At 53.8% G+C, this 22,604-nt stretch carries 21 protein-coding genes; 12 read left to right on the top strand and 9 right to left on the bottom strand.

Translation table 11 applies throughout. The features are described from left to right. Nucleotides 1-208 precede the first annotated feature (208 nt). The 4 genes from ACR0LL_RS17800 to repA all read right to left on the bottom strand — a co-directional run bounded on the left by ACR0LL_RS17800 (nucleotide 209) and on the right by repA (nucleotide 4,858). Complete coding sequence (locus tag ACR0LL_RS17800; RefSeq protein ID WP_170417844.1) at nucleotides 209-1,318, bottom strand: Fic family protein; 1,110 nt, start codon at nucleotides 1,316-1,318, stop codon at nucleotides 209-211. 154 nt (nucleotides 1,319-1,472) lie between these two features. Then, entirely contained in the window at nucleotides 1,473-2,528 is a 1,056-nt protein-coding gene (locus tag ACR0LL_RS17795; protein WP_170417847.1) for a helix-turn-helix domain-containing protein, read from the bottom strand. Between the two features lie 177 nt (nucleotides 2,529-2,705). Next, nucleotides 2,706-3,674 carry a plasmid partitioning protein RepB gene (repB, locus tag ACR0LL_RS17790; RefSeq protein ID WP_170417850.1) on the bottom strand — a complete coding sequence of 323 codons (969 nt, stop codon included), beginning with the start codon at nucleotides 3,672-3,674 and terminating at the stop codon, nucleotides 2,706-2,708. Further along, a complete protein-coding gene (gene repA / locus ACR0LL_RS17785; RefSeq protein WP_170417853.1) occupies nucleotides 3,674-4,858 on the bottom strand; it encodes a plasmid partitioning protein RepA in 1,185 nt (394 codons plus the stop codon). Before repA ends, repB begins: the two co-directional genes overlap by 1 nt. A gap of 836 nt (nucleotides 4,859-5,694) precedes the next feature. On the opposite strand from repA, the gene ACR0LL_RS17780 reads away from it, so the two are divergent. Both ACR0LL_RS17780 and ACR0LL_RS17775 read left to right on the top strand, forming a co-directional pair. Further along, nucleotides 5,695-5,952 carry a type II toxin-antitoxin system ParD family antitoxin gene (locus ACR0LL_RS17780; protein ID WP_170417856.1) on the top strand — a complete coding sequence of 86 codons (258 nt, stop codon included), beginning with the start codon at nucleotides 5,695-5,697 and terminating at the stop codon, nucleotides 5,950-5,952. Continuing rightward, nucleotides 5,949-6,293 (top strand): type II toxin-antitoxin system RelE/ParE family toxin, encoded by a 345-nt coding sequence (locus tag ACR0LL_RS17775; RefSeq protein ID WP_170417859.1) that lies wholly within the window; start codon nucleotides 5,949-5,951, stop codon nucleotides 6,291-6,293. Before ACR0LL_RS17780 ends, ACR0LL_RS17775 begins: the two co-directional genes overlap by 4 nt. A 54-nt stretch (nucleotides 6,294-6,347) precedes the next feature. Here the strand turns inward: ACR0LL_RS17775 and ACR0LL_RS17770 are convergent, their stop codons facing one another. Continuing rightward, a complete protein-coding gene (locus ACR0LL_RS17770; RefSeq protein WP_170417862.1) occupies nucleotides 6,348-7,403 on the bottom strand; it encodes a tyrosine-type recombinase/integrase in 1,056 nt (351 codons plus the stop codon). Nucleotides 7,404-7,587: 184 nt separating this feature from the next. Beyond that, nucleotides 7,588-8,922 carry a tetratricopeptide repeat protein gene (locus ACR0LL_RS17765; protein ID WP_170624856.1) on the bottom strand — a complete coding sequence of 445 codons (1,335 nt, stop codon included), beginning with the start codon at nucleotides 8,920-8,922 and terminating at the stop codon, nucleotides 7,588-7,590. A gap of 99 nt (nucleotides 8,923-9,021) precedes the next feature. Between ACR0LL_RS17765 and ACR0LL_RS17760 the strand changes: the two genes are divergently transcribed. The 3 genes from ACR0LL_RS17760 to ACR0LL_RS17750 are packed head-to-tail and all read left to right on the top strand — an operon-like array spanning nucleotide 9,022 to nucleotide 11,725. Continuing rightward, nucleotides 9,022-9,240, top strand: coding sequence for a hypothetical protein (locus ACR0LL_RS17760; protein ID WP_170624857.1), 219 nt, complete (start codon nucleotides 9,022-9,024; stop codon nucleotides 9,238-9,240). A gap of 25 nt (nucleotides 9,241-9,265) precedes the next feature. Next, a complete protein-coding gene (gene gntH / locus ACR0LL_RS17755) occupies nucleotides 9,266-10,732 on the top strand; it encodes a guanitoxin biosynthesis MBL fold metallo-hydrolase GntH (RefSeq protein WP_480588556.1) in 1,467 nt (488 codons plus the stop codon). 12 nt (nucleotides 10,733-10,744) lie between these two features. Beyond that, nucleotides 10,745-11,725, top strand: a complete 981-nt coding sequence (locus ACR0LL_RS17750; protein ID WP_170624858.1) for a CobW family GTP-binding protein — start codon at nucleotides 10,745-10,747, stop codon at nucleotides 11,723-11,725. 347 nt (nucleotides 11,726-12,072) lie between these two features. On the opposite strand, the gene ACR0LL_RS17745 is transcribed toward ACR0LL_RS17750, so the two are convergent. Further along, on the bottom strand, nucleotides 12,073-13,311 hold the full coding sequence (locus ACR0LL_RS17745) for a tetratricopeptide repeat protein (protein WP_170624859.1): 1,239 nt from the start codon (nucleotides 13,309-13,311) through the stop codon (nucleotides 12,073-12,075). Between the two features lie 224 nt (nucleotides 13,312-13,535). Between ACR0LL_RS17745 and ACR0LL_RS17740 the strand changes: the two genes are divergently transcribed. The 4 genes from ACR0LL_RS17740 (at nucleotide 13,536) to ACR0LL_RS17725 (ending at nucleotide 17,112) form a co-directional block, all read left to right on the top strand. Beyond that, nucleotides 13,536-13,793, top strand: coding sequence for a hypothetical protein (locus ACR0LL_RS17740; protein WP_480588554.1), 258 nt, complete (start codon nucleotides 13,536-13,538; stop codon nucleotides 13,791-13,793). Nucleotides 13,794-13,826: 33 nt separating this feature from the next. Then, a complete protein-coding gene (locus ACR0LL_RS17735; RefSeq protein ID WP_480588552.1) occupies nucleotides 13,827-15,455 on the top strand; it encodes a sulfatase-like hydrolase/transferase in 1,629 nt (542 codons plus the stop codon). Between the two features lie 67 nt (nucleotides 15,456-15,522). Further along, the gene (locus tag ACR0LL_RS17730) at nucleotides 15,523-16,269 is read left to right on the top strand and encodes a hypothetical protein (RefSeq protein ID WP_170624862.1); all 747 of its coding nucleotides are present in this window, start codon (nucleotides 15,523-15,525) and stop codon (nucleotides 16,267-16,269) included. Nucleotides 16,270-16,467: 198 nt separating this feature from the next. Then, nucleotides 16,468-17,112 (top strand): hypothetical protein, encoded by a 645-nt coding sequence (locus tag ACR0LL_RS17725; RefSeq protein ID WP_170624863.1) that lies wholly within the window; start codon nucleotides 16,468-16,470, stop codon nucleotides 17,110-17,112. Between the two features lie 45 nt (nucleotides 17,113-17,157). Here ACR0LL_RS17725 and ACR0LL_RS17720 read toward each other — a convergent pair whose 3' ends face one another. Beyond that, entirely contained in the window at nucleotides 17,158-18,363 is a 1,206-nt protein-coding gene (locus tag ACR0LL_RS17720) for an adenylate/guanylate cyclase domain-containing protein (protein WP_170624864.1), read from the bottom strand. An 81-nt stretch (nucleotides 18,364-18,444) separates the two neighbouring features. Next, nucleotides 18,445-19,473 (bottom strand): LacI family DNA-binding transcriptional regulator, encoded by a 1,029-nt coding sequence (locus tag ACR0LL_RS17715; protein ID WP_170624865.1) that lies wholly within the window; start codon nucleotides 19,471-19,473, stop codon nucleotides 18,445-18,447. Between the two features lie 112 nt (nucleotides 19,474-19,585). On the opposite strand from ACR0LL_RS17715, the gene ACR0LL_RS17710 reads away from it, so the two are divergent. The 3 genes from ACR0LL_RS17710 to ACR0LL_RS17700 are packed head-to-tail and all read left to right on the top strand — an operon-like array spanning nucleotide 19,586 to nucleotide 22,553. Then, nucleotides 19,586-21,097: a tripartite tricarboxylate transporter permease gene (locus ACR0LL_RS17710; RefSeq protein WP_170624866.1), complete on the top strand. Its 1,512-nt coding sequence runs from the start codon at nucleotides 19,586-19,588 to the stop codon at nucleotides 21,095-21,097. Beyond that, the gene (locus ACR0LL_RS17705; RefSeq protein ID WP_170624867.1) at nucleotides 21,094-21,549 is read left to right on the top strand and encodes a tripartite tricarboxylate transporter TctB family protein; all 456 of its coding nucleotides are present in this window, start codon (nucleotides 21,094-21,096) and stop codon (nucleotides 21,547-21,549) included. The genes ACR0LL_RS17710 and ACR0LL_RS17705 overlap by 4 nt, the downstream gene beginning before the upstream one ends. 44 nt (nucleotides 21,550-21,593) lie before the next feature. Next, nucleotides 21,594-22,553: a tripartite tricarboxylate transporter substrate binding protein gene (locus ACR0LL_RS17700; protein WP_170624868.1), complete on the top strand. Its 960-nt coding sequence runs from the start codon at nucleotides 21,594-21,596 to the stop codon at nucleotides 22,551-22,553. The last annotated feature ends 51 nt before the right edge of the window (nucleotides 22,554-22,604 follow it).

The following is a 22,604-nucleotide window of genomic DNA, read 5'->3' as shown; positions in this document are numbered from 1 at the left end:
GACACGACGAAGGTTCGTTTCCCGCCCATTGCGCCAGTTTCGGCATGGACCATTCATATGAAGTACGAACTCGGAGCCGCCTTGCGGCGGGACAGAAAGATGCTCGCTTGGGAAGCTATCTAAACGTCAGCTTCCGCATTTCCTGCGAGCATGCGTAGCGACTGCAGCGAACTTCCACTTCCCGCGCTTCGTGCCGTACTTCAGCCCCCTACCCGTCCCGATCTAGCTTTAACCAATATCGCGTGTACCGGAGTTCACCCGTTCGGATCAAAGCGCCCTTCTCTACCAGGTTCTGGAGATCCCGCGTTGCTGTGGCGCGCGATGTTCCCGTGATCGAGATATAGTTCTCAGCGCTCAATCCCCCTGTGAACCCATCCGGCCCAGCCTTGAACAAACGGGCGATTACCTTGCTTTGGCGAGTGTTGAACTGATCACGGTACCGATCATAGAAGTGCGTCTTGGAAATAAAGAAACCAACCCGCTCAAGCGTCACCTGCTGTGCTGTAAGGACAGTTTCGGCAAACCAGACGAGCCACGGTGTGACTTCCAGCGTCTTTTGATGGCGTTCGAGTTGGTCGTAGTAAGCCTTCCGCTCTCGCTCGATCGTGAAAGCAAGGGCAATCAGACTTGGCTGACCGATATTCTGGGCCAAGGACTTTTCAGCCAGCGCCCTACCCAACCGGCCATTGCCGTCCTCAAAGGGATGAATGCTCTCGAAATACAGATGGCTCAAACCGGCCCGGATCAGTGCGCGCAATGGTTCGGGACCATCCGGTGCGGTCCGGTTGAACCAGGCTACGAACTGGTCCATTTCAGCCGGAACCTGATGTGAAGGTGGAGCTTCGAAATGCACCGTTGGGCGGTCGAGCCTGCCTGAGACGATTTGCATCGCATCCTCATGGCTCCGGTATGATCCAATCGTTTCCAGATGCCTGTCATGGGACAGAAGCATGTCATGCCACCGAAACAGGGTGTCGTGTGACAGTGGTTCCGAATAGTTGGAATAAACATCCACCATCATTTCAGAAACGCCCTGCTCGCGCGGTTTGGATGGATAGCTGTCGGGAGCCAGTCCAAGATGTCGGCGCAAGGAAGATTGCACGCTGAGACGATCCAGCATCTCACCTTCGATCGCGCTGGTCTTCATTGCTTCTTCGCTTAGCAGGTCGATACGCAATTGATCTCGATCCGATGTGTTCACATGATGAACCGCTCCAAGAACTTCCCCTGAGGACAACAGGAACTGTTGCTCGTATGGTTCGAGTCTTGCGGCGTCGTAACGAAAGGTAGGCCAGTCAGGGTTCTGCCAGTTCCACATCGTGAGGTATAAGCTTCCTTTCTATAACTCACTATTTATGGTTGCGTGATTTATAGAGGTCAATCCTATAGCTCACCTTTTTCAGACCCTTCGATCCAGTCATCACTTGGAGGTGTAATCTGAAAACGGTAAATTTCATCCTGTTTCCCCAAATTTACGTAGCATTGGATGTCCGCGAGAGCATTGCCTTTGGAGACAATTCGCCCTTTTCGATCTTGGCCAGCAACGAAATCAGGTAAGCCCCTGGAGATTGTATGTTCTCAGCACGTTGAAAGATGTATCCGAGAACAATGAAGCGAATAGCTGGGCCAAAAGTTGATTTCATTGCATACCAGGTTTGGCCAAGCCGTAGATACTCGGCGATATCATCCATAAGCCGATCACAGTGGTGCTGATCTTTTGCAAAGCGTAGTTCTGAGCATAGCCGTGGAAAACTGCGCTCCATTTGGTCTGGAGAAACCTGAATCTGAGAAAGCTTTTCTTTCTTAACTTCCGGATTCAAAGAGTCCTCTTTGTGCCCCTCAATTTCACTGTCACTGGCCCTCAAATTTTCTGTATCAGTCTGTGTTATCTCGGAGATTTCCACAGAGATTTCTGCCAACAGCTCGCTGAGTACATTCGCATCTGGTTTGCGACGCAGAGCATTGCGTACGGTGGTCACCAAATCAGAGATCGCGGTGTCATTTGCTACGAGTTCCTTAAGGCGCGCCAGAGCGGCGGAAACTTTGTCACGGAGTACAGTGAACTCGAGAACGCGATCAGCATGCCTCTGGGCTTCCTGAATGAACTCAGCGTGCCGTTCAGACAAAGGCATCAAGGAGAGCCCAGTTGCGGTGACCACCCTGCCCTGGCGATCCCGGCGCGCCCATCGCTTACCGTTTGCGCTCATGACGCGGCGGATAAGTCCAAGGTCCACCAGCGTCGAGATATGACGCTCAACTGTCTGCACGCTGACATGAGTTCGTTTGGCTATCGCCGCGTTGGACGCGAAACAGATGTGATGATCATCCTGGTCCGCAGCAATCTGATCACCGCCCATAAAGGAAACCATCGCTCTCAGGACATTGAGAGTTGTGGATTTTAACCCAAGAGGTTCTCTGGCCTCTTCAACGGCGCGAAGAAGTATCCATTTTTTGGGCGTACTGTTCCCCTGCCCTGCCGTTCCCGACAAGGTCGCTCCAATTGGAGCCAATGCTGTTAGTGTTTTCATGATTATCTATCGGCAGACAAAAATTACCCGTTCGCTCAAGAGCGTTTTTTCTTGTGTGGCGATTCGGGTGCTGCTAGATTCTAGGTGTCTAATCTAAGAATTGCGCTTTGCGCAGCAGCCCTCGAAGCTCCGGTTTCGGGGGTTTTGTTTGTTTGCCTTCCTCCTTTCTGCTCGTCCTCAGTTCTTTTTCTTGGCGTTTACAGCTGTAAACTCAGCGTGTGAGCGCTTAATGATTTCAGCCATGTTTTCGTCCAACCAGCTAGCGAAGCCAGCGTTAGCTCCGGTCCTTTTGACCGAAACAGTTAGTGATCCGTTGGTAGATTTGATTGTAACGCCTTCGATTGGGTTGAGTTCGGCTGCACCTTCTCTTTGTCTTGCACCGCGTTTGGCAGCTGCTTTTAGGAGCATTTCCAGCCGATCATCTGACGACATCGATGGCTCAATGGTTGCAAGAAGATTTGCAGCTTCATCTTCCGCTAGCTTGCCTGCAACGAAGTGCTCTGCAAGCACGGTCCATTTTGGGCGGCCTGATTTTGGGGCTGCGCCGATCATGTCACCAATCTTTGCAGGAACATGTTGCGTAATTTTTGTCAGGTGAGACAGCCCTGATTTCGAAACGTTCAATACTTGCCGCACCGTTGCCGTGTCATGCCCGGAAGTCAGGATCGCCTCGGCGAAACGTGCTTTCTCGTAGAAGGAAAGATTGCGCCTCGCAGCATTCTCAAGCCCTTTGGCGAGAAGCGCTGAAGCATCGTCGATATCCTGAACATTGGCGCGGACTTTAATACCAAGTTCACGACAGGCTTTGAGCCTCCTCCGTCCATAAATTGCCTCGTATCGACCGTCGGATTTCGATCTTCTGACAAGAATGGGAACTTGTTGGCCACCGTCTTGTATACTCGACATCAAGCTTTCAAAACTATCGTCTTCTTCGTCAATGTTTACAGCTGTAAACTCACCGAGCCTATCGGCAGGCCCCCAGTCGTCGATCAGAGCAGGGTCAATTTCCCTGATTGCGGCAAGAGAGCCCTGAAGCGCACCAAGAGCAGGGGCATTGGGTTTTGGAGTTTTATCGATGGCCTTGGGGCCAGAGCGCGCGATGGTGTTTGCGATCCCCGACATCTCCTGAAGCGACTTTCTAGCCATTAGCTGCGTCCCCATGCTTGATGGATCATTTGCTCTACCTCAGAGCCGATCGCATCCATTGAGTTCTTTGCCCGATCATAAGTTGCGCGTGTCATTTCTGACCGCACGACTTCGTAAATTGATTGTTTGAGCATTGTGGCGTCACTGACCGCGGTGCTTTTGAGGGCTGTGGCTGACATAACGCGATCCTGAAACAGTGCCCGCATGAACGAAGCCAGTTGTTGAGACGGTACGTCTGTTGGCTCGTCACGCGTTATCAGGAATTTGAAGTTGTCGTATTCGAGCGTAGCGCCGGCATCTTCAATGACTGCCATGTAAGCACCAGCGAGTTCGAGAAATTGAGCCGTCGAAGACACGTCCAGCATCGAAGGTGTAAGTGGCACAAGCAATGAACTGGCGGCCGCCATCCCAGCAATTGTCAAGAATCCTAGCTGAGGTGGGCTATCAATCAGAACAAGGTCAAAATCTCCTTCCACCTGGGCCAGGGCATTCCGTATTCTTGTAAAGAACGGATGGTCTGGGTTGGAGTGAACGGCAGATTCTGTCTCAAATTCGGAAAGAACAAGCCGTGACGGAGCCACAGAGAGACCGGGGAAGTACGTCGGAAGCACGACGTCCGCCATATCTACCGGATCTTCATATCGAATAGCATCGTAAATCGTCAGCCCGTCAAACTCTATTTCGGGGCTTATGCCGCACATGGATGTAAGAGAGCCTTGAGGATCCAGATCAACAGCCAGCACACGGTAACCGCGAAGCGCAAAATAGTGAGCCAAGTGAATTGTTGTGGTGCTCTTACTGCTGCCGCCTTTGAAGTTCATCAACTGCCAGACTTGGAGCTTTTCTCCTTCAGTCCGGCGAGGGACATAGCGCCCTTTTTTGCGTGAGGTTTTCTCAAGCGTTTCGCGAGCCTCCCAAAGTTCTTGGGCAGTATAGTAACGCCTACCGCTGCGTACGTCATTCGGTTCAGGAATCGTTCCCTCTGCGTGGACTTTGCGCATGAATTGACCTGAGACTCCTAAGAGTTCAGCAGCTTCTGGCGCTGCAAAATTTCGCAGTGATTTGGTGTTGTCGGGGGCAAATGCAGCAAGTAGATGTTCCCGGATAGCCGAGTTTAATCTCTCAGATATTTCCGTGGCGAGTGCCGATGGTCTTTCTGCCGCAAGTGGTGTCACGGGAATCATGTAGTTGCCTCAAATTAAAGAATGTGGTCATTTTTGCGCCACTTGAGATAAACAGCCGTGATTCATAGCACTAAGTCAAGGATTTTCGCCTATATTGTAGGTTTTCCAACGCGGAGGACTACATACGCTTTGCATCAGAGCAGGGTGGTTTACAGTTGTAAACTCGGTTGAGCGGGATCATGGGTTCTTTCAGTCGATGAAGTTCTAACGTAGGCATGCGAAGGCATTCCTGTAAAACTCCTCCCTATGCTCCGCTTTGAGTAGAACGCCTCTAGCATGGAGTTGGAGTGAAGGCCGAACGGCTTTTGGCGCAAATTGCGCAATTGGGAAGGGCAGGGAGCTAGTTGAGCTGATTGGTCAAATTCTCTCACCAACAATTTCGTTATCGAGTTTTCTGCGATACCAACTTCGTAACAATACTTCTGCGCCAGTACGGGAGTACGATGCGGTGAGAATGGCATGGCGATCTGGGTCAGATACACCGAGCTCAGCCCGTGCGCAGAGGAAAACACGCGAACATTCCGGCTAGAGTCAGCCGCTCGCCAATTGCCCAAGAAATGGCATACCGTGAGGGCGGGGTTTCGGGAATTGTGCGCCTGTAAGTTGCGACGGAACACGGAACTGTCCTCGATCCAGTGCAGCTGTGCTTGCGCGGCGCGGCTTTTGACGCAAGTCTCTACCGTCATTGGATTCATATGGGATCACAGACATGATCCGTGTGTTCACGTCCCATTAGCGTCCATAAAACCAGCTTGCTCGAATTAGTGATTTTGGGCTCCTCAATCGTTGAACAGACGGTCTCGTTGGCATATATTGCCAAAAAGGAGGCTTACGCCATGGTAACCCGCAATGTTGTACTTACAGAATCGCAGGATCAACTGGTGCAGAATCTGGTTGCGTCCGGTCGATATCAGAACGCCAGTGAAGCGTTGCGCGCCGGCCTTCGGCTTTTGGAGCGGGAAGAAGCGGGGCTGGAGTCTCTCAAACAAGGCTTGCAGGAGGGTGTAGCGCAGGCTCAGGCCGGAGATTTGGCAGAAGGCAGGGGTTCGGATGCGATCCGTCGTGCCTTTGCAAGGGCACGAGCCAAGGCGTGACCAGACCCTTTCGACTGACACGCCGCGCTGAATCCAGCCTGGTGGAAATTGCCCGATGGACCATCGACAAGTTTGGATCGCATCAAGCCGATCTTTATGAACAAGAACTAATAGCGCGCTGTCAGGCCATCACAGAGGGCAGGGTGGCCAGCCGAAGTTGTTCTATATTGGTCGAAGAGGCGGCGGATCTCAGATATGTGCGCGCAGGAGAGCATTTCCTGGTTTATCTGGATCAGCCGGACGCGGTGATCATTGTTGATATCCTGCATTCCCGTTGCGATCTGCCGCGACATGTTTCCGCGCTGGCCACGTTAACAGATGCGACAGGAAACAAGACATAGGCACAGCAGCCGGAGTTTCCCTCAAGCGGGGATTATTAAATAGTCAGTAACTACTCACCCCAGTAGATCAGTCGCCGGGTTATCCGCGATGTCCACATCGTCGTAGTATTTCTGCGCCTGGGCCATGGAGCGATGCAGGGAGAGGCGCATCGCGGCCTGGATCGGGGCGCCGTCCAGCGCGGCCTGGGTCAGGAAGCCCGAGCGCAGCCCATGGGGGGAAGCGAACCCGTCCGGCAGGCCCGCCAGTTTCGCCCGACGCTTGACGATCTGCGCGATGGCATCCGGGCTGAGGCGGCGGGTTAACACCCGATCGGCTTTTGAAACAGGCCGGAACAAGGGGCCGTCCTGAATCTCACCCACCTCGATCCAATGGGCCAGCGCTTGGGCTGCGCGGCCTTTCAACACCAGCCGCGGCGTTTCACCTTTGGTTGTCGTCTTGGTCTCCAGCAGTGAAATCCAAACCAGGCTTTTCTCGTCGAACTCCTTCAGCGAGACGTCTTCAAACATCAACCCGGTGATCTCCGAGCGCCGTCTACCACCCGAAGCCCAACCCAGCATCAAGATGGCGCGGTCGCGGCAATCCCGCCGGGACCCCCGACAAGTGGACAGCAACTGCTCGAGCACATCGCGGGTAATCGGTTGCTGCGATTTTGGGGCAGGGGGCCGGGCGGCGGCGCGGCGCGCCTTGGCACGGGCCTGCTTCACCTGCGGCGCATCAAAAGGGCTGGTCAGGTTCTTCATTCGATGAAAGGCCAGCCAGGAGGCGATGCGCCGGTCCAGCGTAGAAGGGGCCGGGCAGGCGAGGGACTTGCGTAGCCCTTGCGCGATCAACATCTCGGCACTCTGACGCGCGACATCCTCGGGCGCGGCATCTCCCAGATCGCGGGCGTGATCGAGAATGAAGGCCAGCGCTGTGGCCTCGCTCTCGGGCCAGTCCAACGGCACTCCGAACCGTGCTGCCTTCCAGGCCGTTACATAGAGCAAATCGCGCTCATAGGCCCTGAGCGTGTTGGCGGGTGTGCCGCGGACATAGAGATCGGTCAGGGCGTCCTGGTCAGACTGCGACAGGGCAGGGGAGGGGGCGGGGAGATAGGGCTCAGGGGTGCTCATACGGCCCACTCTGCGCCCATTTTCCCGCAAAATCAATTATACTTGATAAGGGATACTTATCGTGTTTATTTGATGAAAGCTGAAACTGGAAATGTTGTGAGCAAAAAGATATGGAATTGCACATTAAGCGGATGGAGCCGTGCAAAGCATCATTTTTTCGATGAGTTGCGCGCGGCTGGATTTGTCAGTACTTTTTCAATGTTTCGAAAACTGCATTGCGAGTTGCGTCGTCGTTTTGAAAAATCCTGTCGGCGAGAAACTCAGACGGAAACTCGGGCCAAGTTTTGCGCATCTCGTTTACGAGGCGTTGTGCCTCTCCCGAATTTCCCAACTGATCCTGTGCAACAGCTTGGAATAATAGGGAAGGAGCGCTGACAGGATCACCAGCGGCTGGTGCGCCCTGAAAGGCATCGACAACATTTTCGTAGTTCCCGAGCATAAGTTGCGACACGCCCCAAATGTTTCTTGCGCCAAAGCGGCCAGATCCTGATCTGGGTCTTTCTGGATTGCTAACTTCGGCGGCGAGTGCAGGGGCATTGGCCATGATAGCAGTGATGCCTGTAAGGTCGAGAATATGGCCATCCTTTGGCGCCAGTTCGACTGACATTCTTGCGTATTTCAATGCCTCGTTTGGCTGGTCTTTGACAGCCAGCACCCAACCATTTACGCTGTTTGCCCACGCGTCGGTTGGAGATAACTCAAGTGCTTTTCCAGACATTTCTGAGGCTTGATTGAAGAGATAATCCCTTTGTGCTTCATCCGGTGACAACACCGCCAGGATCGCAAGGACCTGCGCTGATCCAGCATAGCCGTCGGACAGAGCCGGGTCGAGTTCCATCGCGTGCTGGAACATTCCCAGCGCTATTTGCTGACGCTTGACATCAAAAACGGGGAAAAGCATGCCGCGGGCTTGATCCGCAAGATTGGCTGCCTGGAGTCTTGTCAACGATTGTTCGCCAAGCGCCACACGTTCTGCTTGTTCGATGGATCGAGTTGTTGGCACAACCTCCCTGTTATCCTGGCTCATCCAGATTCCAAGCACAGCGACTAATGCAAGAACACCCAGTCCGGCTGGCAGCAGTTTCAGCGAACGCCGCCACCCATCAGGCTCATCGCTGTCACAAGTACCTGACGCGCGGTTTTCGATTGTAGGTTCGTATGAAAACCGAGGCTTGTATCCGCCGGGGTCGACAAAAATGCGAACACCTTCACCGTCCCAGTGATCTTCGTAAAACGCGTGTAGCAGTCGACGCAGCCGCCTGGCTTCGACGCGAACGAGGTTTTGACTGCCAGTGCCATCAATGCGACGCTCATAGACCTCCACAGCGATAGCTTTACCTCGGATCTGATCGCTTCGACCCGATAAAGATTCCTCTACTATATAGGTTAGAAATTGCTTCAGGCGGGGCGAGGCTTGAAACCCTTCACTTGATACAATTTGATTCAGAGCTTCCCGGATGAGCTCCGGAGAAGGCTGTCCAACATGTTGATTTATTGGCAATTCGTTGGATTTGTTCAATGTCAACTCACCCCCAACTCACGGTGACTCACTTGGCCTTTGCGGTCAACCGCACTCATCTTGATTTGAGAATAGATAGTGGGTGTCGGGATTTTTCCAGTGACGGTGGACCTGATTGAAGAAATTCCAGAACTTTCCGATGTGCTGTCGAGGCACATTGAAACGGACGCGCTTCTCGGCGAGGTCATCGAAGACCTGAAGAAAGCATCTGCGTTTTCGAAAGACGCATCGATCACGGCCTCAGAGCGCGCCGAATGGGCCCACATCAAATCTGAACTCATCAACGAGCTTCGCCGGATATTGAAGCGCAAACTGTGAGATACTTTTAACTGAGGACCGATCCATGACCAAGGAAGACAATAGAAAAGACCAGGACGACAAACAGGCTCAGGCGTCAGACCAAATTGAAGACCCGTCGCGGCGGAGTGTTCTAAAGGGCTTGGCTACTGGAGCGGCTGCGACAGGGGCAGCTGGGTTTGCGGCAGGAAGCGCCGAGGCCCACGAAGGAGACGGCCCTCTAGGAGAAACACTCAAAAACCCATATGGTGGTCGACCCGCAGGCGGCATATCTTTGCCGGAGTACTTCCGTCCTACGAAGTACATGACTGGTTCAAACGCGAACTATTTTCCACTGAGTGAGGAGTTGGGGCCAGATGAGATGCGCATCTCATTCTGTGGTTCAACACCCTATCCGCCGCGCGAAGATCAGGCGGGCACCTGTATTATGGTCGAGCTGGGTAACGGAAAAAGGTTCTTCTTCGATTTTGGATCCGGTTGTGTGCGCAATATCATTGCCATGCAAGTGCCGGGGCAGCTGATCAACGACATCTTCATCTCTCACCTTCATGTCGACCACTACGCCGATATTCCCTATATATACCCATTCCGTGCCTGGTCGGGTGGTTACACGCCACTACGCATCCATGGTCCCTCTGGTCGGACACCCGAACTTGGCACAGCTGGAATGGTTAAAGGCATGCAACAGATGCTCAAATGGCATTTGGAGGCCTTTGATGTTTTCCCGATTGGGGACGGCTACGAGATCGAAGTCAATGAATTCGATTTCCGCCAGGAAGGTGGCATCGTTTATGACGAAGACGGCGTGACTGTTCGGTCTTGGCCGCGCAGTCATGCAAAGGACGGCGCAGTTGGGTATCGGCTCGATTGGAACGGTCTGAGCTTTGTATGGACCGGCGATGGTCGCCCGGATGAGCTTTCACGGAAATACGGCGAAGGTGTGGATGTTTTTGTAACCGAAATGTCGGGACAGGATATTGGTCAGTTGATGACCTACAAATACGGCATTCCACAGGATCTGTTCAACTACACCATCGATACACATCACACCTCCCACTATGCTGTGGGCAAGCTCTTTGCTGATACAAGGCCGCGTCTGGGAATGGTGACACACTACACTCAGGACGAGGATATCGACGCTGAAATGCTGGCGGGCATTCGCGCTCACTACGACGGACTATTCCAATGGGGGCTTGATGTGGCTGTCGTCAACGTTACCAAAGATGCGATCTGGTACCGGAAGGCGGCGTTGCCCGGAAAATCTGGAACTGTTCCGCCATTCCGCGAACTGGCCGCGGCAGCAGAGGCCGGGCGCATTGAGCTTCCAGACGAAGTTACCTTGCCGAACCCAAGGCTCACCCGCGCAGATCAACAAGATCAGAAGTACCGGGATATGGAGATCGATCCGCGCGAATACTACCCGTCAGATGTCTTTCGTGCGCCTGGTGGGGAATGGCCCCAAAACTTCACGATCAAGGTGTCCGATGTAATCGGTCCGCGAGACGAGGACTAGGAGGTGAGTGCCATGATTGAGTTTGGCTCGACCGCTGCTGTCCCAGTCACCATTCTTACCGGCTTTCTAGGAGCCGGTAAGACAACACTTCTAAACCGCATCCTGACCGGCAACCATGGATTGCGCGTGGCCGTTCTTGTGAATGATTTTGGATCAATAAACGTGGACGCCGACCTCGTGGTAGGTGTTGAAGATGACGTAATGAGTCTGGCGAATGGCTGCGTATGCTGCTCGATCCGAGATGACCTGATCGAAACGGTGGAGGCCGTTCTCGCGCGCCCGGAAAAACCGGAATACATCGTGCTTGAAGCAAGTGGAGTGTCGGACCCTTCGTCGATTGCGATGACTTTCACTGACCAACGGTTCCGGGACATGATCCGTTTGGACAGCATCATGTGCCTTGTGGATGCTGAACAAGTATTTGCTGCGCCCGAGCAGATGGAGCTGAAACTACGCCAGATCGCCTTCTCTGACATGGTTATCCTCAACAAGATTGATTTGGTTGACCGTACTACTGTTCAGAAGGTTCACGACTGGCTTGGATCAAGATTCCGTCGCTACCGACTTGTGGAGGCCGTTAACGCTGAAGTACCGCTCGACATCCTTCTGTCGGTGGGGCGTTTTGCCGCCAAGCAGCTAGATACCGAAGTACCAGATCATCACGAACATGGTCCCGGTTGTGGTTGTCCGAACCATGACCATTCTGCCCAGTTCACGACGACCTTCTTGCAATCCGAACGACCCGTCCCCTTGTCCGGACTGCGTGACGCGATCAAGCGTTTGCCTGGCGAGGTCTACCGGGTGAAAGGGTTTGTGCTATCCGAAGAGGATCCGGACCATCGGGTAGTAGTGCAAGTCGTCGGCAAACGCGTCGACATTGCAAGAGAGGAGCCGTGGGGTAACCGCAAGCCCGAAACCCGTCTGGTTGCAATCGGAGCACCTGGAGCGGTTTCAGAGAGTATGCTGGAGGACGTGTTTCTCGAGCCAGTCTGATTGCGTGTCGGATTCATGCAAGTCGATCTGGTGTGTGCTCGAAGCCCTAGTCGTCAGAATTCTCCTGTTGTGAAAAAGCGGTTCGCGCATGGGTCACGCTCACGCGCGGGCTGACCCGTAACCAACTGGTTGACCTTTGTGTCTTCGAACACCTAGCCCTCAAGGCACGGGCACCTTTGCTAAGAGCAACCATGACGTCCAGAGGGTTAACTTGACCGTTGGAAGGTACATAGAAAGCCGATTTCACATCGTCTGTTTCGCATGAATCAGGCATTGCGCAGTTGCTGAGCATTCGGTTTCGATGACATTGAGAGCAAATCTAGCGGCCAAAGTTTGGATTTACGCTCCTAGCCTGGTGGCTTCCAACTGGCCTGTCTCATTGCATTACCAAGGTCTTCCCCGTGTTTCGGATTTGCAAAAAGCTTCTCGAATAGCGCATCCACGCGACTGTCAGGCCAATCGCGTGAGAGTTGTTCCGATAGAGTCCGAGCTTCAGCCTGATTGCCCATCATCTGATGTGACGCAATTAGGTAAGCAACGGATACAGGTCCGACAGGGCCTCCTTTTTCCGTTGCTCGTTCAAAGGCTGACACGGCGCCTTCATAGTCCTTCATATGAAACTTTGCTGACCCCATCGCGTTCTGAAACACGTAACCCCGCTCTAGCTCGATTTTTGAGAGTGCGTCCTCGCTAATTTCTACGACTTGTTCAAATGAACCGGAAAAGAGCAGGACCAGCGACACGAACTCCAACACATGTACGTCGTGTGGTGCCAAACGCTGTGCTCTTTGTGCAAATTCTATGGCCTCAGGCCAGTTTCCCATTGCAAACTTGACCCAAGCCATTGCGGACTGGCTCCAACCCGTTTCCGGGGCCAACTCGATGGCCCTGTTGGCCCGAGCGTCGGCGTAGTTCAACATTTCCTTGGCTAGGTCGGCATCGGATGTCAGCACAGCAATTGTCGCAGCGACCTGCGCAGCGCCTGCATGGCCGCCGAAATAGCTGTCGTCGTTTTCAATTGCCCCCTTGAATATGGTTAAGGCCGCGTCAATACGCGCAGGTTCCAAGGCCGGGAAGATTAGATCACGACCAGTATTGGCTAGATTTACAGCCTGAAGACGCATAGGGGATGCATCAAAAATGGCGCTGCGCTCGTCACGACTCAGGCCATCGACTGGCGAAACGACTGGATCGGCTAGTTTTTTCGATAGCAACACAACAACAACTACAAAACAGGCTAGAACGAAGAGGCCGGCAACTCCAACGAAAGGGCGACGCCAAGTGTTTACTCTGATTTCCAGCCCAAACGGAGGAGGTTGAAGCGTCTCGGGCGACCTGACCAGAATCTCAGGAGCGTAGCCGCCCTTTGGCAGGTCGAATATCATGCCCTCTTCGAGACCATCTCCGGCATAGAATTCGGCAAGCTTGCGACGCAAGCGACCGGCGTCGACCCGAACGACGTTTTCACGGCGCGACATCTCTGACAGGGTCCCACCATAAACATCCATGGCGATGGTCTTGGCACGAATATCGTCAGCTCGACCGTTGAGCGATTCTTCGACCACATACACCAGAAAGTCCTGCAATCGCTGTGAACCCGCGAAAGTCGAAGACCTGACAAGCCGCTGAAGTGCCGCCCGCACATCTTTGGGAGCAGGTGACCCGCTCTCATTCAATTGAGTAGATGTGTTTTTGGATAATCCCATATTTTCAGAAAGTTACGCAATTGGTTACACCGTATTATGCCCCGATAAACCTTTTGTGAGAAGTGAATTCGGGGAAAACTCAGCGAAGTTTGTTGATCCATCGAATGAGCCATCGCAATTGGTACGGTTACGCTTTTGATACCCTGTTTCCCGATCACCAATCCGCAATTGCGGATTTACGGCTCGTGGATACGGAATTCGATGAGATCTGCCGCGACTATCAGCTTCTTTGTGACGAGTTTCTGTCAATGAATATCGAGCCGGGAAGCCACTTGTATCAATTCGCCTGCGATATCCGCGATACCCTGGATGGTCTTCGGGATGAAATCACCCAATCGTTGCGGCGCGCAGGAAAGATGTAATCCATAGGGGAAGGGATACCGATGAGATCAATATTGAAACATGCCACAGCCATGGTGCTGATGGCTGGCGCGGGTTTTGCCCAGGATGCGCCTATCATCCATGATGGCGAGTTTGAGTTCCTACGCGCACAGTTTGGCGAGCAATGGGATGCGCAGGACTCCGAGATTGAGGCGAAACTTGCCGAGATCCGCGACGCCAATGGCGGCCAGCCGCCCAATATCCTGTATATCCTGATCGACGATGTCAGCTTCGGTCAAATGGGTAACCGGACGATGAACTACGTCACAGGTTTCGACACGCCCAACATCAACGACTTTGCCAACGAAGGCATGTCCTTGATGAGAATGTATACTGAGCCATCCTGCACACCGACACGAACTGCGATGTTGACCGGTCGTCATCCGGTGCGCGCCGGCGTTGAAGAGGTCAAAGTTGCGCTGGTTGGCGAAGGTCTTGCAGCTGAAGAAGTCACGATTGCCGAGATCCTGAAGGAAGAAGGATACAACACTGCTCATGTCGGGAAATGGCATCAGGGCGATATTGAGCAGGCTTACCCGCACAATCAGGGTTTTGACTGGGCCGCATTCCCTTTGCATCAGCAGGTTCAACTCAGCCTGATGACACGGGATGCGATGGTTGCCAACAATATGCTTGGCTTCCATCCGTCCGGACAGTCCAACCAATTCCAGCTGGATGAGCGATTCAAGCCCTATGGTCTGGTAACCGGCGTTGAAGGGGAAGCAGGTGGCCTTGCTCGCGAAGTCGACATGGCGCCGGGCGAAGAATGGACACAGGCTAAATACGAAGAAATGAACCTGCGCTATCAGCGTCAGGCACTGGAACAGCTTGACCGCCTCGCCTCGCAGGACGACCCATTCTTTATGCAATACTGGCCACTCTATCCGCTGAATTTTGCTTATCCGGATCAGGCCGTTTCCCGCAATGGTGGCTTCCATGCCGACAAGTTGCAGGTTCTGGACGGCTGGATCGGTGAAGTTCTGGCTAAGCTGGATGAAACTGGCAAGGCGGACAACACCATCGTTATGATTATGGCTGACAATGGCCTGATGTATCACTACGAAGGAACGTCCGGTCTGAACCAGTTGATTTATCGCGGCGGAAAGACGCAGCACCTTGAAGGCGGAGTGCGAACTGACGCGTTCATCCGCTGGCCTGGCGCTATCGAGCCAGGCAGTGCAGCAGGTGACATCGTACATGTCTCGGATTTGTTCACGACCTTCGCGCGGATCGCAGGCGCAACTGACCGCATCCCGCGCGACCGCGTGATCGACGGCATTGACCAGACGGCGCTGTTACTTGAAGGCGAAGGCAACTCGCGTCGCGACTACGTCTATGTGTACGAAGGGCCCGTATTGCGCTCAGTCGTGAAGCAAGAGTTCAAGATGCATTTGCCGGCCCCCGGTCAGCCCGGCGCTGCGGCCCCCGTGTTCAATGTCTATCGCGACCCGCGTGAAGAGCATCCGCTTGTCGGGTATTCACTATGGTCCGGTGCATCTTTCCAAGACATGGTGAAGCGCCATCAGAAAACCATTGCAAAGCACCCGCATCTGCCGCTGGGCAAGGGTGTGCCGTATGAAGGTATTGAGAATCTTCGTCCCGAAAGCGAGTTGACCCGAGAAGTCTTCTCCAGCTGGCAATGATGAAGGTAGACGGCGGCGAGAACCTGTCGCCGTCTAACTTGACCATCCAACTTCTCTTAGGTGTCTGATGTCACGCATCTTCCATTGTCTTGTTCCTCTGATCTATGTACTGCTCGTGGTAGGCTCTGCATCAGAAGCTGAGGAAAACGCGTCAAATCCTTTGGCTGCGGTTAACAATACCGACATTCGATATCAGTATTTTGATCTGGGAGGGGGTGCAGACCGTCAGGATGCCTTTGTCGACGGTGCATACATGTTACGCCCCGATCTAAAACTAAAATACGAGCTCCACTACAATTCAACGAATGCGACTGGTGAAAGGTTCGACGGGTTCGAAAAGACCAGCTTCAAGCTGATCTACTTTCCCTCACAGAAACCCTTGAATGACACCTGGAGCGTGAAGTCTGCACTTGGTTTGGAGTGGATCCTCGATTTTGGTGACCCCGACGAAGGCATCGGCACCGGGTCGGATCAGATAGCCCCATTTGGTGGGTTCGCTTTTGCAAACACTAATACTGGGCTGACTCTGATCCCTCTGGTCCAACACTTTGCTTCATATAACGGTTCGACCGATGTCAGCCAGACTGCGATGCGCCTTATTGCGCTTCAGCCATTTGGTGACGGGTATTGGGCCAAAGCAGATATCAAGGCGCCATACGATTGGGAAAATGACGCGTGGCCCGCGACCGCCGAATTCCAGATCGGTAAGAACCTCAGCCCTGGAATTGCACTCTACGCAGATGTGTTGGTCGGTATTGGTACTGACAGACCCTACGACCAAGGTGCCGGGATAGGTCTGAGGTTCAACTACTAAGCGCCGCCAATATGCAAGGAAAATCCGATGCTCCATCGCAGATCAATTAGCGCCCTCGTATTTCTGACCGGCGTATTATCTATGCCCGGGCTTTCCCGTGCTCAGTCTCTACCTGCGCCAGGTCAAAACGAAACAGGCTGGCGGCATGGAGCCTCATTCTATCTGTTCACACCCCTACGAACCACGGGTACGTCAACCGTGGCTGGACAATCCGCGGATTTGGATCTGGACCTTGGTGACGTCCTGGATGTGCTCGATTTCGCAGCAGCCGGCCGGTACGAGGCATGGAACGGGGATTTTGGCATCATCGTGGATGCAAATTATGTGGGGATCGAACAGGATTCCAATCTGCCTGGCCCTCTGGGTGCCGGGGTAAACGTGGACGTTCGTCAAAAATGGTTTGGTGTGCTTGGGGCTTACCGTATTTCAGATGGCGAATACGGCAGCAGCGGCCAGAGGTATGCAATCGATCTCCAAGGTGGTCTGAGGTACAACTCCATCCGTCAGGAAATCGACCTAACTACCCCAGGACCGGGGAACCCACCTACGTTGGGTGGAGATCAGGGTTGGATAGAACCAGTCGTCGGCATACGCGGGATGTGGCGGCTAAACCAGAAATGGACTGGGATTGGGTCCTTGGAACTTGGCGGTTTTGGTGCCGGTGGAAATGACCTCCAGATTGGTGCAAATGTTGGTTTCGACTATCAACCTTGGGAGAAGACCGCGTTCACGTTCGGGTATCGTTACTTTAGCGTCGACTATAGCGACACACTGAGTTCCGGTGAATTTGCCTATGACGTCGACCAGCATGGTCCATACATTGGTATCAAGTACTTTTTCTAACGAACGGGCGTGAAACAAATTCCATGAGAAACAATCGAATGGCGGTTAACACGACAATGCGCCGTGAACGGGCTGCGGTTCGCAAATGCCCGGCAGCTCAAAGAGGCCAACCAAAGGCAACGTTTCGCTGACACGAGCAGCGAACTCAGATGACACCACAATGCGGTAGTTCGTACGGCGGGTGATCGCTTCTAATCGCGCCGCGTAGTTCACGGCAGACCCAATCACGGTGAAGTCAAGTCTATTTACCGCGCCCACATTCCCATAAAGCACTTCACCAATGTGCAAACCAATCCCAAATGAAATCGGCGGATCTCCTACATTACTGCGGTCGGAGTTTAGTCGATCTACGTTTTCGCAAGCTTCACGCGCGGCATTTAACACCGACGAGCACACTTTCGAAGGATCATCGACGTCTGCCGGCAAAGCAAAAAACGCTAGAATGCCGTCTCCCAAAAACTTTAAAATTGTACCTTGGTATTTTTCAACCGGTTTGGCCATAGCGTCGAAAAACTGATTTAGCATTCCAATCAAATCGCTACTGGATAGTGCTTCGCTCATTGACGTAAATCCGGCAAGGTCGCAAAACCATATGATCCCGCTTTGAGTTTTACCGGACCCACGCGTGATTTCACCATTCAGAATGCGGGTACCGGCATCATGCCCCACGTAAGCATCCAAAAGATGAACAGCCGTTCTGCGAGCTGTGAGCAGTTCAACAACACATCCGAGTGCTGGCAAAAGTGATGCGATTTTCATGACGTGTTTTGGAGTGAAACCCGAGGGCTGATCTGTTGCGCAGCACAGAACCTGTGGACGATTTTGACTGAAGCGCAAACTCATAAAGACGGCATCTGTGGCGCCGTCTGACTTGAGGGATTGCCCAAAAGCATACTCAATACTCAAGTCATGCAGCCGTATCATCGGGACACCAGAAAGTATTTTTGGAATAGGACTATTTTTATAGCTATCCAATAGCTGTGCTCCATGAGGGCGGGCAAGGATTTGCGTACCCTTCTTTGCATCCCAGACATAGGTTTCAGCAAATAGTTCGGGGTGGAGTTGCTCCACCCCGACAAACATTTTGACAAGTGGGATATCGAGTGCGGTCAGACGGACATTCAGGGACTCTAACAGCTCACAAACGTTTGCCTTGTCACGACCAGCGCTCAATAGCCACTGGTTTACGGGCGACATCGCTTCGCTTGTTTCAGGAGAGATTTCCGGTAATTTTGCTTCTTGTTGCTGCATGCAGGTCAAGCCCCACGTTTTGACTTCACTATGGTTTGGCATTCGCATTAGGTTGACCAGAATTTTGTTCTGACGTTGAACCTATACTACCGCTGGACCAGTTGTTCCTCTGACGACGCACTCTAATTCGCAGCAGATACTGAAGTGATCTGGATCGTCTGACATAATATAATTGGTGAATCTTTCGCCTGCGAGTTTTCCAATGGTTGTTGCTGGAATGCGAATAGTGGTGAGCCCTGGCTCAACATCCGCGGACCCCTTGAAATCTCCAATACCGATGATTGACAGGTCATTAGGAACCTTCAAGCCAAGGTTTTGGGCCGCAAACAAAGCGCCCTGTGCGATGACGTCGTTTCCGCAAAGTAAAGCGGTAGGGCGAGTACGTTCAGTTAGAAGAGATGTGGCCGCCTGCTTAGCCTGAGATATGCTGTATGGGGCTTCAGAATCTCGTTCATTCGGAATGGAAATACCCTTTTCATAAAGCGCGTCACGTACGGCAGAAAGACGATTTTGCGCCCGGTCATTGTCTGTAGTTTTGGGAAAGATCAGCCCAATGTCACGGTGCTCCAATGCAAGCAGGTGTTCTGCCGCAAGGCGCCCGGCCAAGCGGTTGTCGGCTCCGACACACGGAAGCGGGCAGTCATTTGAGTAGTTCCATATAGCGAGCGCCGGTGTTCTCTGCTGCTTGATCAACTGAACAGTGGCTTTAGAATGCTCCAGCCCTACCAGCGCCACCCCGTCTATCCGATGCTCCAGCAGCTTGCGGACCATCGCGTATTCTCGGTCGAGATTATAACCGTGTGATGCCAGCAAAAGGGTAAACCCGGCACTGTCGATGGAATCTGAAAATGCCTGAATGACTTCGGCGAAAATTGCGTGGTTGATGGTAGGGACGACTAGACCGATTGTGCCTGACCTTTTGCCGTGCATCGTCTGCGCTGCTCGGTTTCGGATGTATCCCAACCTTTGCACTGCTCGGTTGATCTTCTTCCGAGTCGCAGGGTTGACCAGATTGGGGTGATTAAAGGTGCGGGACACCGTTGACGGTGACACTTTTGCGGCCTTTGCAACCGCTACAATATCCACCTTACCCTTTTGATAATTAGCCATAATATTCTTCCATTCGGTCGAATTTATGAAAACATTTGCAATACTATTTTCATCGCCTACCCTGATTTGTCAACAAAGTAAAAGTGTGGACCGATGGGTTGGGAGGCCCTGAATGGAATTCATTTATTACTTCGGAGACGTCTTCACACCGTTGTCGTTTTTGTTGCTGTTGGGCGGCACGATTGGCGGCCTGATCCTGGGGGCAACGCCGGGCCTGTCGCCGACAATGGCTGTCGCACTTCTGATCCCGTTTACTTTCCAGCTTGAGGCGGCGCAGGGTCTGATCCTGCTGGGGGCAGCCTATACGTCAACCGTTGCCGGAGGTGCCGTAAGTGCCATACTTCTGAAGATCCCCGGCGCGCCTGCAAATATCGCCACAACGTTGGACGGCCATACCATGGCAAAACAGGGGGAGGGTGCGCGGGCTTTGCAACTGTCTTTTCTGGCCTCGGCGGTTGGCGGTATTTTTGGCGTATTGCTGCTGATCTTCCTGACCCCGGTGCTGGCGAAATGGGCGCTGGCTTTTGGCCCGTCACACCTTTTCTGGCTGGCCATTCTCGGCGTGACCGTGATTGGCACGCTTGACTCCGCCTCGGTGGTCAAAGGCCTACTGTCGGGATGTATCGGGTTGTGGCTGGCCACAATCGGGTTCGACGACATCATGGGCGCGCAGAGATTCATTTTTCACCCAGCACTGGGTGGCGGCATCAACATAATCGCCGCGTTGATTGGCCTGTTTGCGATACCTCAGGTGCTGACGATGTTTGCTAAGGGTCGCAACAACACGGGCGCCGAGGTCATCGAAGTACAGCGTCACTCAGTCCTCGCAGCCTTCCGCGAACTTTTCAGTCGCACACGTGCGCTGAGCATCGGCACGCTGACCGGTTCGATCATCGGTCTTATCCCCGGCGTCGGGGGACAGATCGCGGGACTCGTGGCCTATGATCAGACCAAGAAATTCTCGGCCGAGAAAGACAAGTTCGGCACTGGGCACTCCGAGGGTGTGATTGCTGCGGAATCTGCCAACAACGCTATGGTCGGACCGTCGTTGGTTCCGCTATTGACCCTTTCGATCCCCGGCAGCCCGACCGCTGCCGTGCTGTTGGGTGGCTTGCTGATCCACGGGATCTTCCCGGGCTCGGATTTGTTCGACAATCATCCTGACGTCGCCTGGACCTTCATCAACTCGATGCTGATCGGCCAAGTGCTGATGTGCATCTTTGGCCTTTACGTTGCAGGGCTTGCGGCGCGAGTCGCACAGGTTCCGCAATCCGTCATGGCAGCTATCGTTCTGTCACTGTCGGTCTTTGGGGCCTATTCCGTTCAGGGCTCGATGGGTGACGTCTATGTCATGGCCTGTCTGGGCATCGGCATGTTCTTTCTGGAACGCTTTGGCTTCTCGGCCGCGCCGCTGGTGCTGGGACTGATCCTAGGACCCATCGCCGAAGCCAACTTTATCCAAGGGGGAATGATCGCTGACGCGACCGTCGGTAAGGCGTCGTACTTCCTGACCGGTGGGTTGAACCTGTTCCTGATCGCAGTGGTTCTTGCCTCGATCGCCTACTCAGCCTGGATGGAACTGCGAAGCCGCCGCTACACCACCAAAGAGGAGGCACAGGCATGAACCGCTCGCAGCACATATTCGGGTCGGGTATGGTATTTGCAGTCGGCCTTTGGGTGACCTGGGTCAGCTATACCCAGCAACCGGCCGAGGCATTCCTGTTCCCGCGTCTGATCGCAACTGTCTTTGTGGTGCTGGCCGGGTGGACATTTGGCAAGGCGGTCATGGGTTTGTCCAAGATCGGCAACGGCGTGACGCGGACAATGTTTGTGAACATGCTGCCCGGTCTTATCGTCACACCGATCTACGTGTTCTGGGCCGCAAAAACGCTGGGGTTCTACACCGCAACAACCATCGCTTTTTTCATCCTGCTGTCGATCTATGACCCCGCACCGCATTCCGAGGGCAAAACCTGGATCAAGCGCGGGATCATCACAGCAGTCTTTGTAACAGTGATGTACGGGCTCTTTGCGATGCTTTTGAACGTCTACACACCAAGAGAAATTCTGTTCTGATCCCGCAGGCGCGTGGTCGAACCAAATCAGGGAGGAAAGGGAAAATGAAAAGATTGATTGCAGGGGCAGCAATGGCTCTGGCGTGCCTGACGGGCGCGGCAACGGCAGAGGACTATCCCGAACGACCGCTGATGATGATGGTCAGCTACGGGGCTGGTGGGGCCACCGATTTCCAGGCACGGATTGTAACCATGACCGCCGGGAACGAGGATGCACTGGGAATGCCCATCGCCATCATCAACAAGCCCGGTGCGGGCGGGCGTGTCGGATGGAACTGGTTCGCAACGCAAGCTGATCCGGACGGCTACACTTTGGCGGCCTATAACGTGCCCCACTTCATCGCCCAGTCGATCAAGGGTGGTGTCGAGTATTCGGCGGACAGCTTTGAGCCTATTGCTAACTGGGGTGCAGACCCGGCGGTGTTCGTGGTTGGTGCGGATAGCGAGTTCAACTCGATGGAAGACGTCGTGGCCTACGCCAAGGAAAACCCGGGCAAGCTGACCGTATCCGGCGCGGGTCTTTTTGTGGGTCACCACATCGCGGCGCTGCAGATCGACAAGGCCGCCGGAACCAAGATGGCCTACATCCCGACCAAAGGCGGCGGAGCTGCGGCGATGAAAGCAGTGATAGCCGGCGAAGTCATGGGCGGCATCAACAATCTGTCCGATGCCTTCCGCGCGCAAGAGGCAGGTAACGTCAAAATCCTTGGCGTCGCCGATCTGGAGCGCAATGCGTTCCTGCCCGACGTTCCGACGATGATGGAACAGGGGCTGGACGTCGACAATTCCTCGGTCAACTTCCGCGGTGTAATGGTGCCCAAAGGGACGCCGCCAGAGGTGATTGAAAAACTGGCCGCCACCGTGCCCGAGATGTTCGCCAACTCGCGCGTCACCAAGAAGATGGAAGCGGGCGGCTCGCCCATGCACATCATGACACGTGACGAAGTGATCGAGATGTGGGCGCAGCGCCAACAGACGCTGAACGAACTGCTGGCTGGCCTCTGAACGACCCCCACCGGGGCGGGTCTGGTCCGCCCCGGAAAACACATCGAGGAT

The organism is Ruegeria sp. AI2 (assembly GCF_056541275.1).
The sequence above is the reverse complement of the archived record's forward strand: the minus strand, read 5'-3'. Positions and strand labels throughout refer to the sequence as shown.

Excerpts from the sequence above, each read along its gene's own strand:
- ACR0LL_RS17750 (WP_170624858.1), top strand. The coding sequence starts at position 10,745 with ATGATTGAGTTTGGCTCGACCGCTGCTGTCCCAGTCACCATTCTTACC.
- repB (WP_170417850.1), bottom strand. The coding sequence starts at position 3,674 with ATGGCTAGAAAGTCGCTTCAGGAGATGTCGGGGATCGCAAACACCATC.
- ACR0LL_RS17800 (WP_170417844.1), bottom strand. The coding sequence starts at position 1,318 with ATGTGGAACTGGCAGAACCCTGACTGGCCTACCTTTCGTTACGACGCC.
- gntH (WP_480588556.1), top strand. The coding sequence starts at position 9,266 with ATGACCAAGGAAGACAATAGAAAAGACCAGGACGACAAACAGGCTCAG.
- ACR0LL_RS17710 (WP_170624866.1), top strand. The coding sequence starts at position 19,586 with ATGGAATTCATTTATTACTTCGGAGACGTCTTCACACCGTTGTCGTTT.
- ACR0LL_RS17720 (WP_170624864.1), bottom strand. The coding sequence starts at position 18,363 with ATGCAGCAACAAGAAGCAAAATTACCGGAAATCTCTCCTGAAACAAGC.
- ACR0LL_RS17700 (WP_170624868.1), top strand. The coding sequence starts at position 21,594 with ATGAAAAGATTGATTGCAGGGGCAGCAATGGCTCTGGCGTGCCTGACG.
- ACR0LL_RS17730 (WP_170624862.1), top strand. The coding sequence starts at position 15,523 with ATGTCACGCATCTTCCATTGTCTTGTTCCTCTGATCTATGTACTGCTC.
- ACR0LL_RS17740 (WP_480588554.1), top strand. The coding sequence starts at position 13,536 with ATGAGCCATCGCAATTGGTACGGTTACGCTTTTGATACCCTGTTTCCC.
- repA (WP_170417853.1), bottom strand. The coding sequence starts at position 4,858 with ATGATTCCCGTGACACCACTTGCGGCAGAAAGACCATCGGCACTCGCC.
- ACR0LL_RS17780 (WP_170417856.1), top strand. The coding sequence starts at position 5,695 with ATGGTAACCCGCAATGTTGTACTTACAGAATCGCAGGATCAACTGGTG.
- ACR0LL_RS17715 (WP_170624865.1), bottom strand. The coding sequence starts at position 19,473 with ATGGCTAATTATCAAAAGGGTAAGGTGGATATTGTAGCGGTTGCAAAG.
- ACR0LL_RS17705 (WP_170624867.1), top strand. The coding sequence starts at position 21,094 with ATGAACCGCTCGCAGCACATATTCGGGTCGGGTATGGTATTTGCAGTC.
- ACR0LL_RS17770 (WP_170417862.1), bottom strand. The coding sequence starts at position 7,403 with ATGAGCACCCCTGAGCCCTATCTCCCCGCCCCCTCCCCTGCCCTGTCG.
- ACR0LL_RS17795 (WP_170417847.1), bottom strand. The coding sequence starts at position 2,528 with ATGAAAACACTAACAGCATTGGCTCCAATTGGAGCGACCTTGTCGGGA.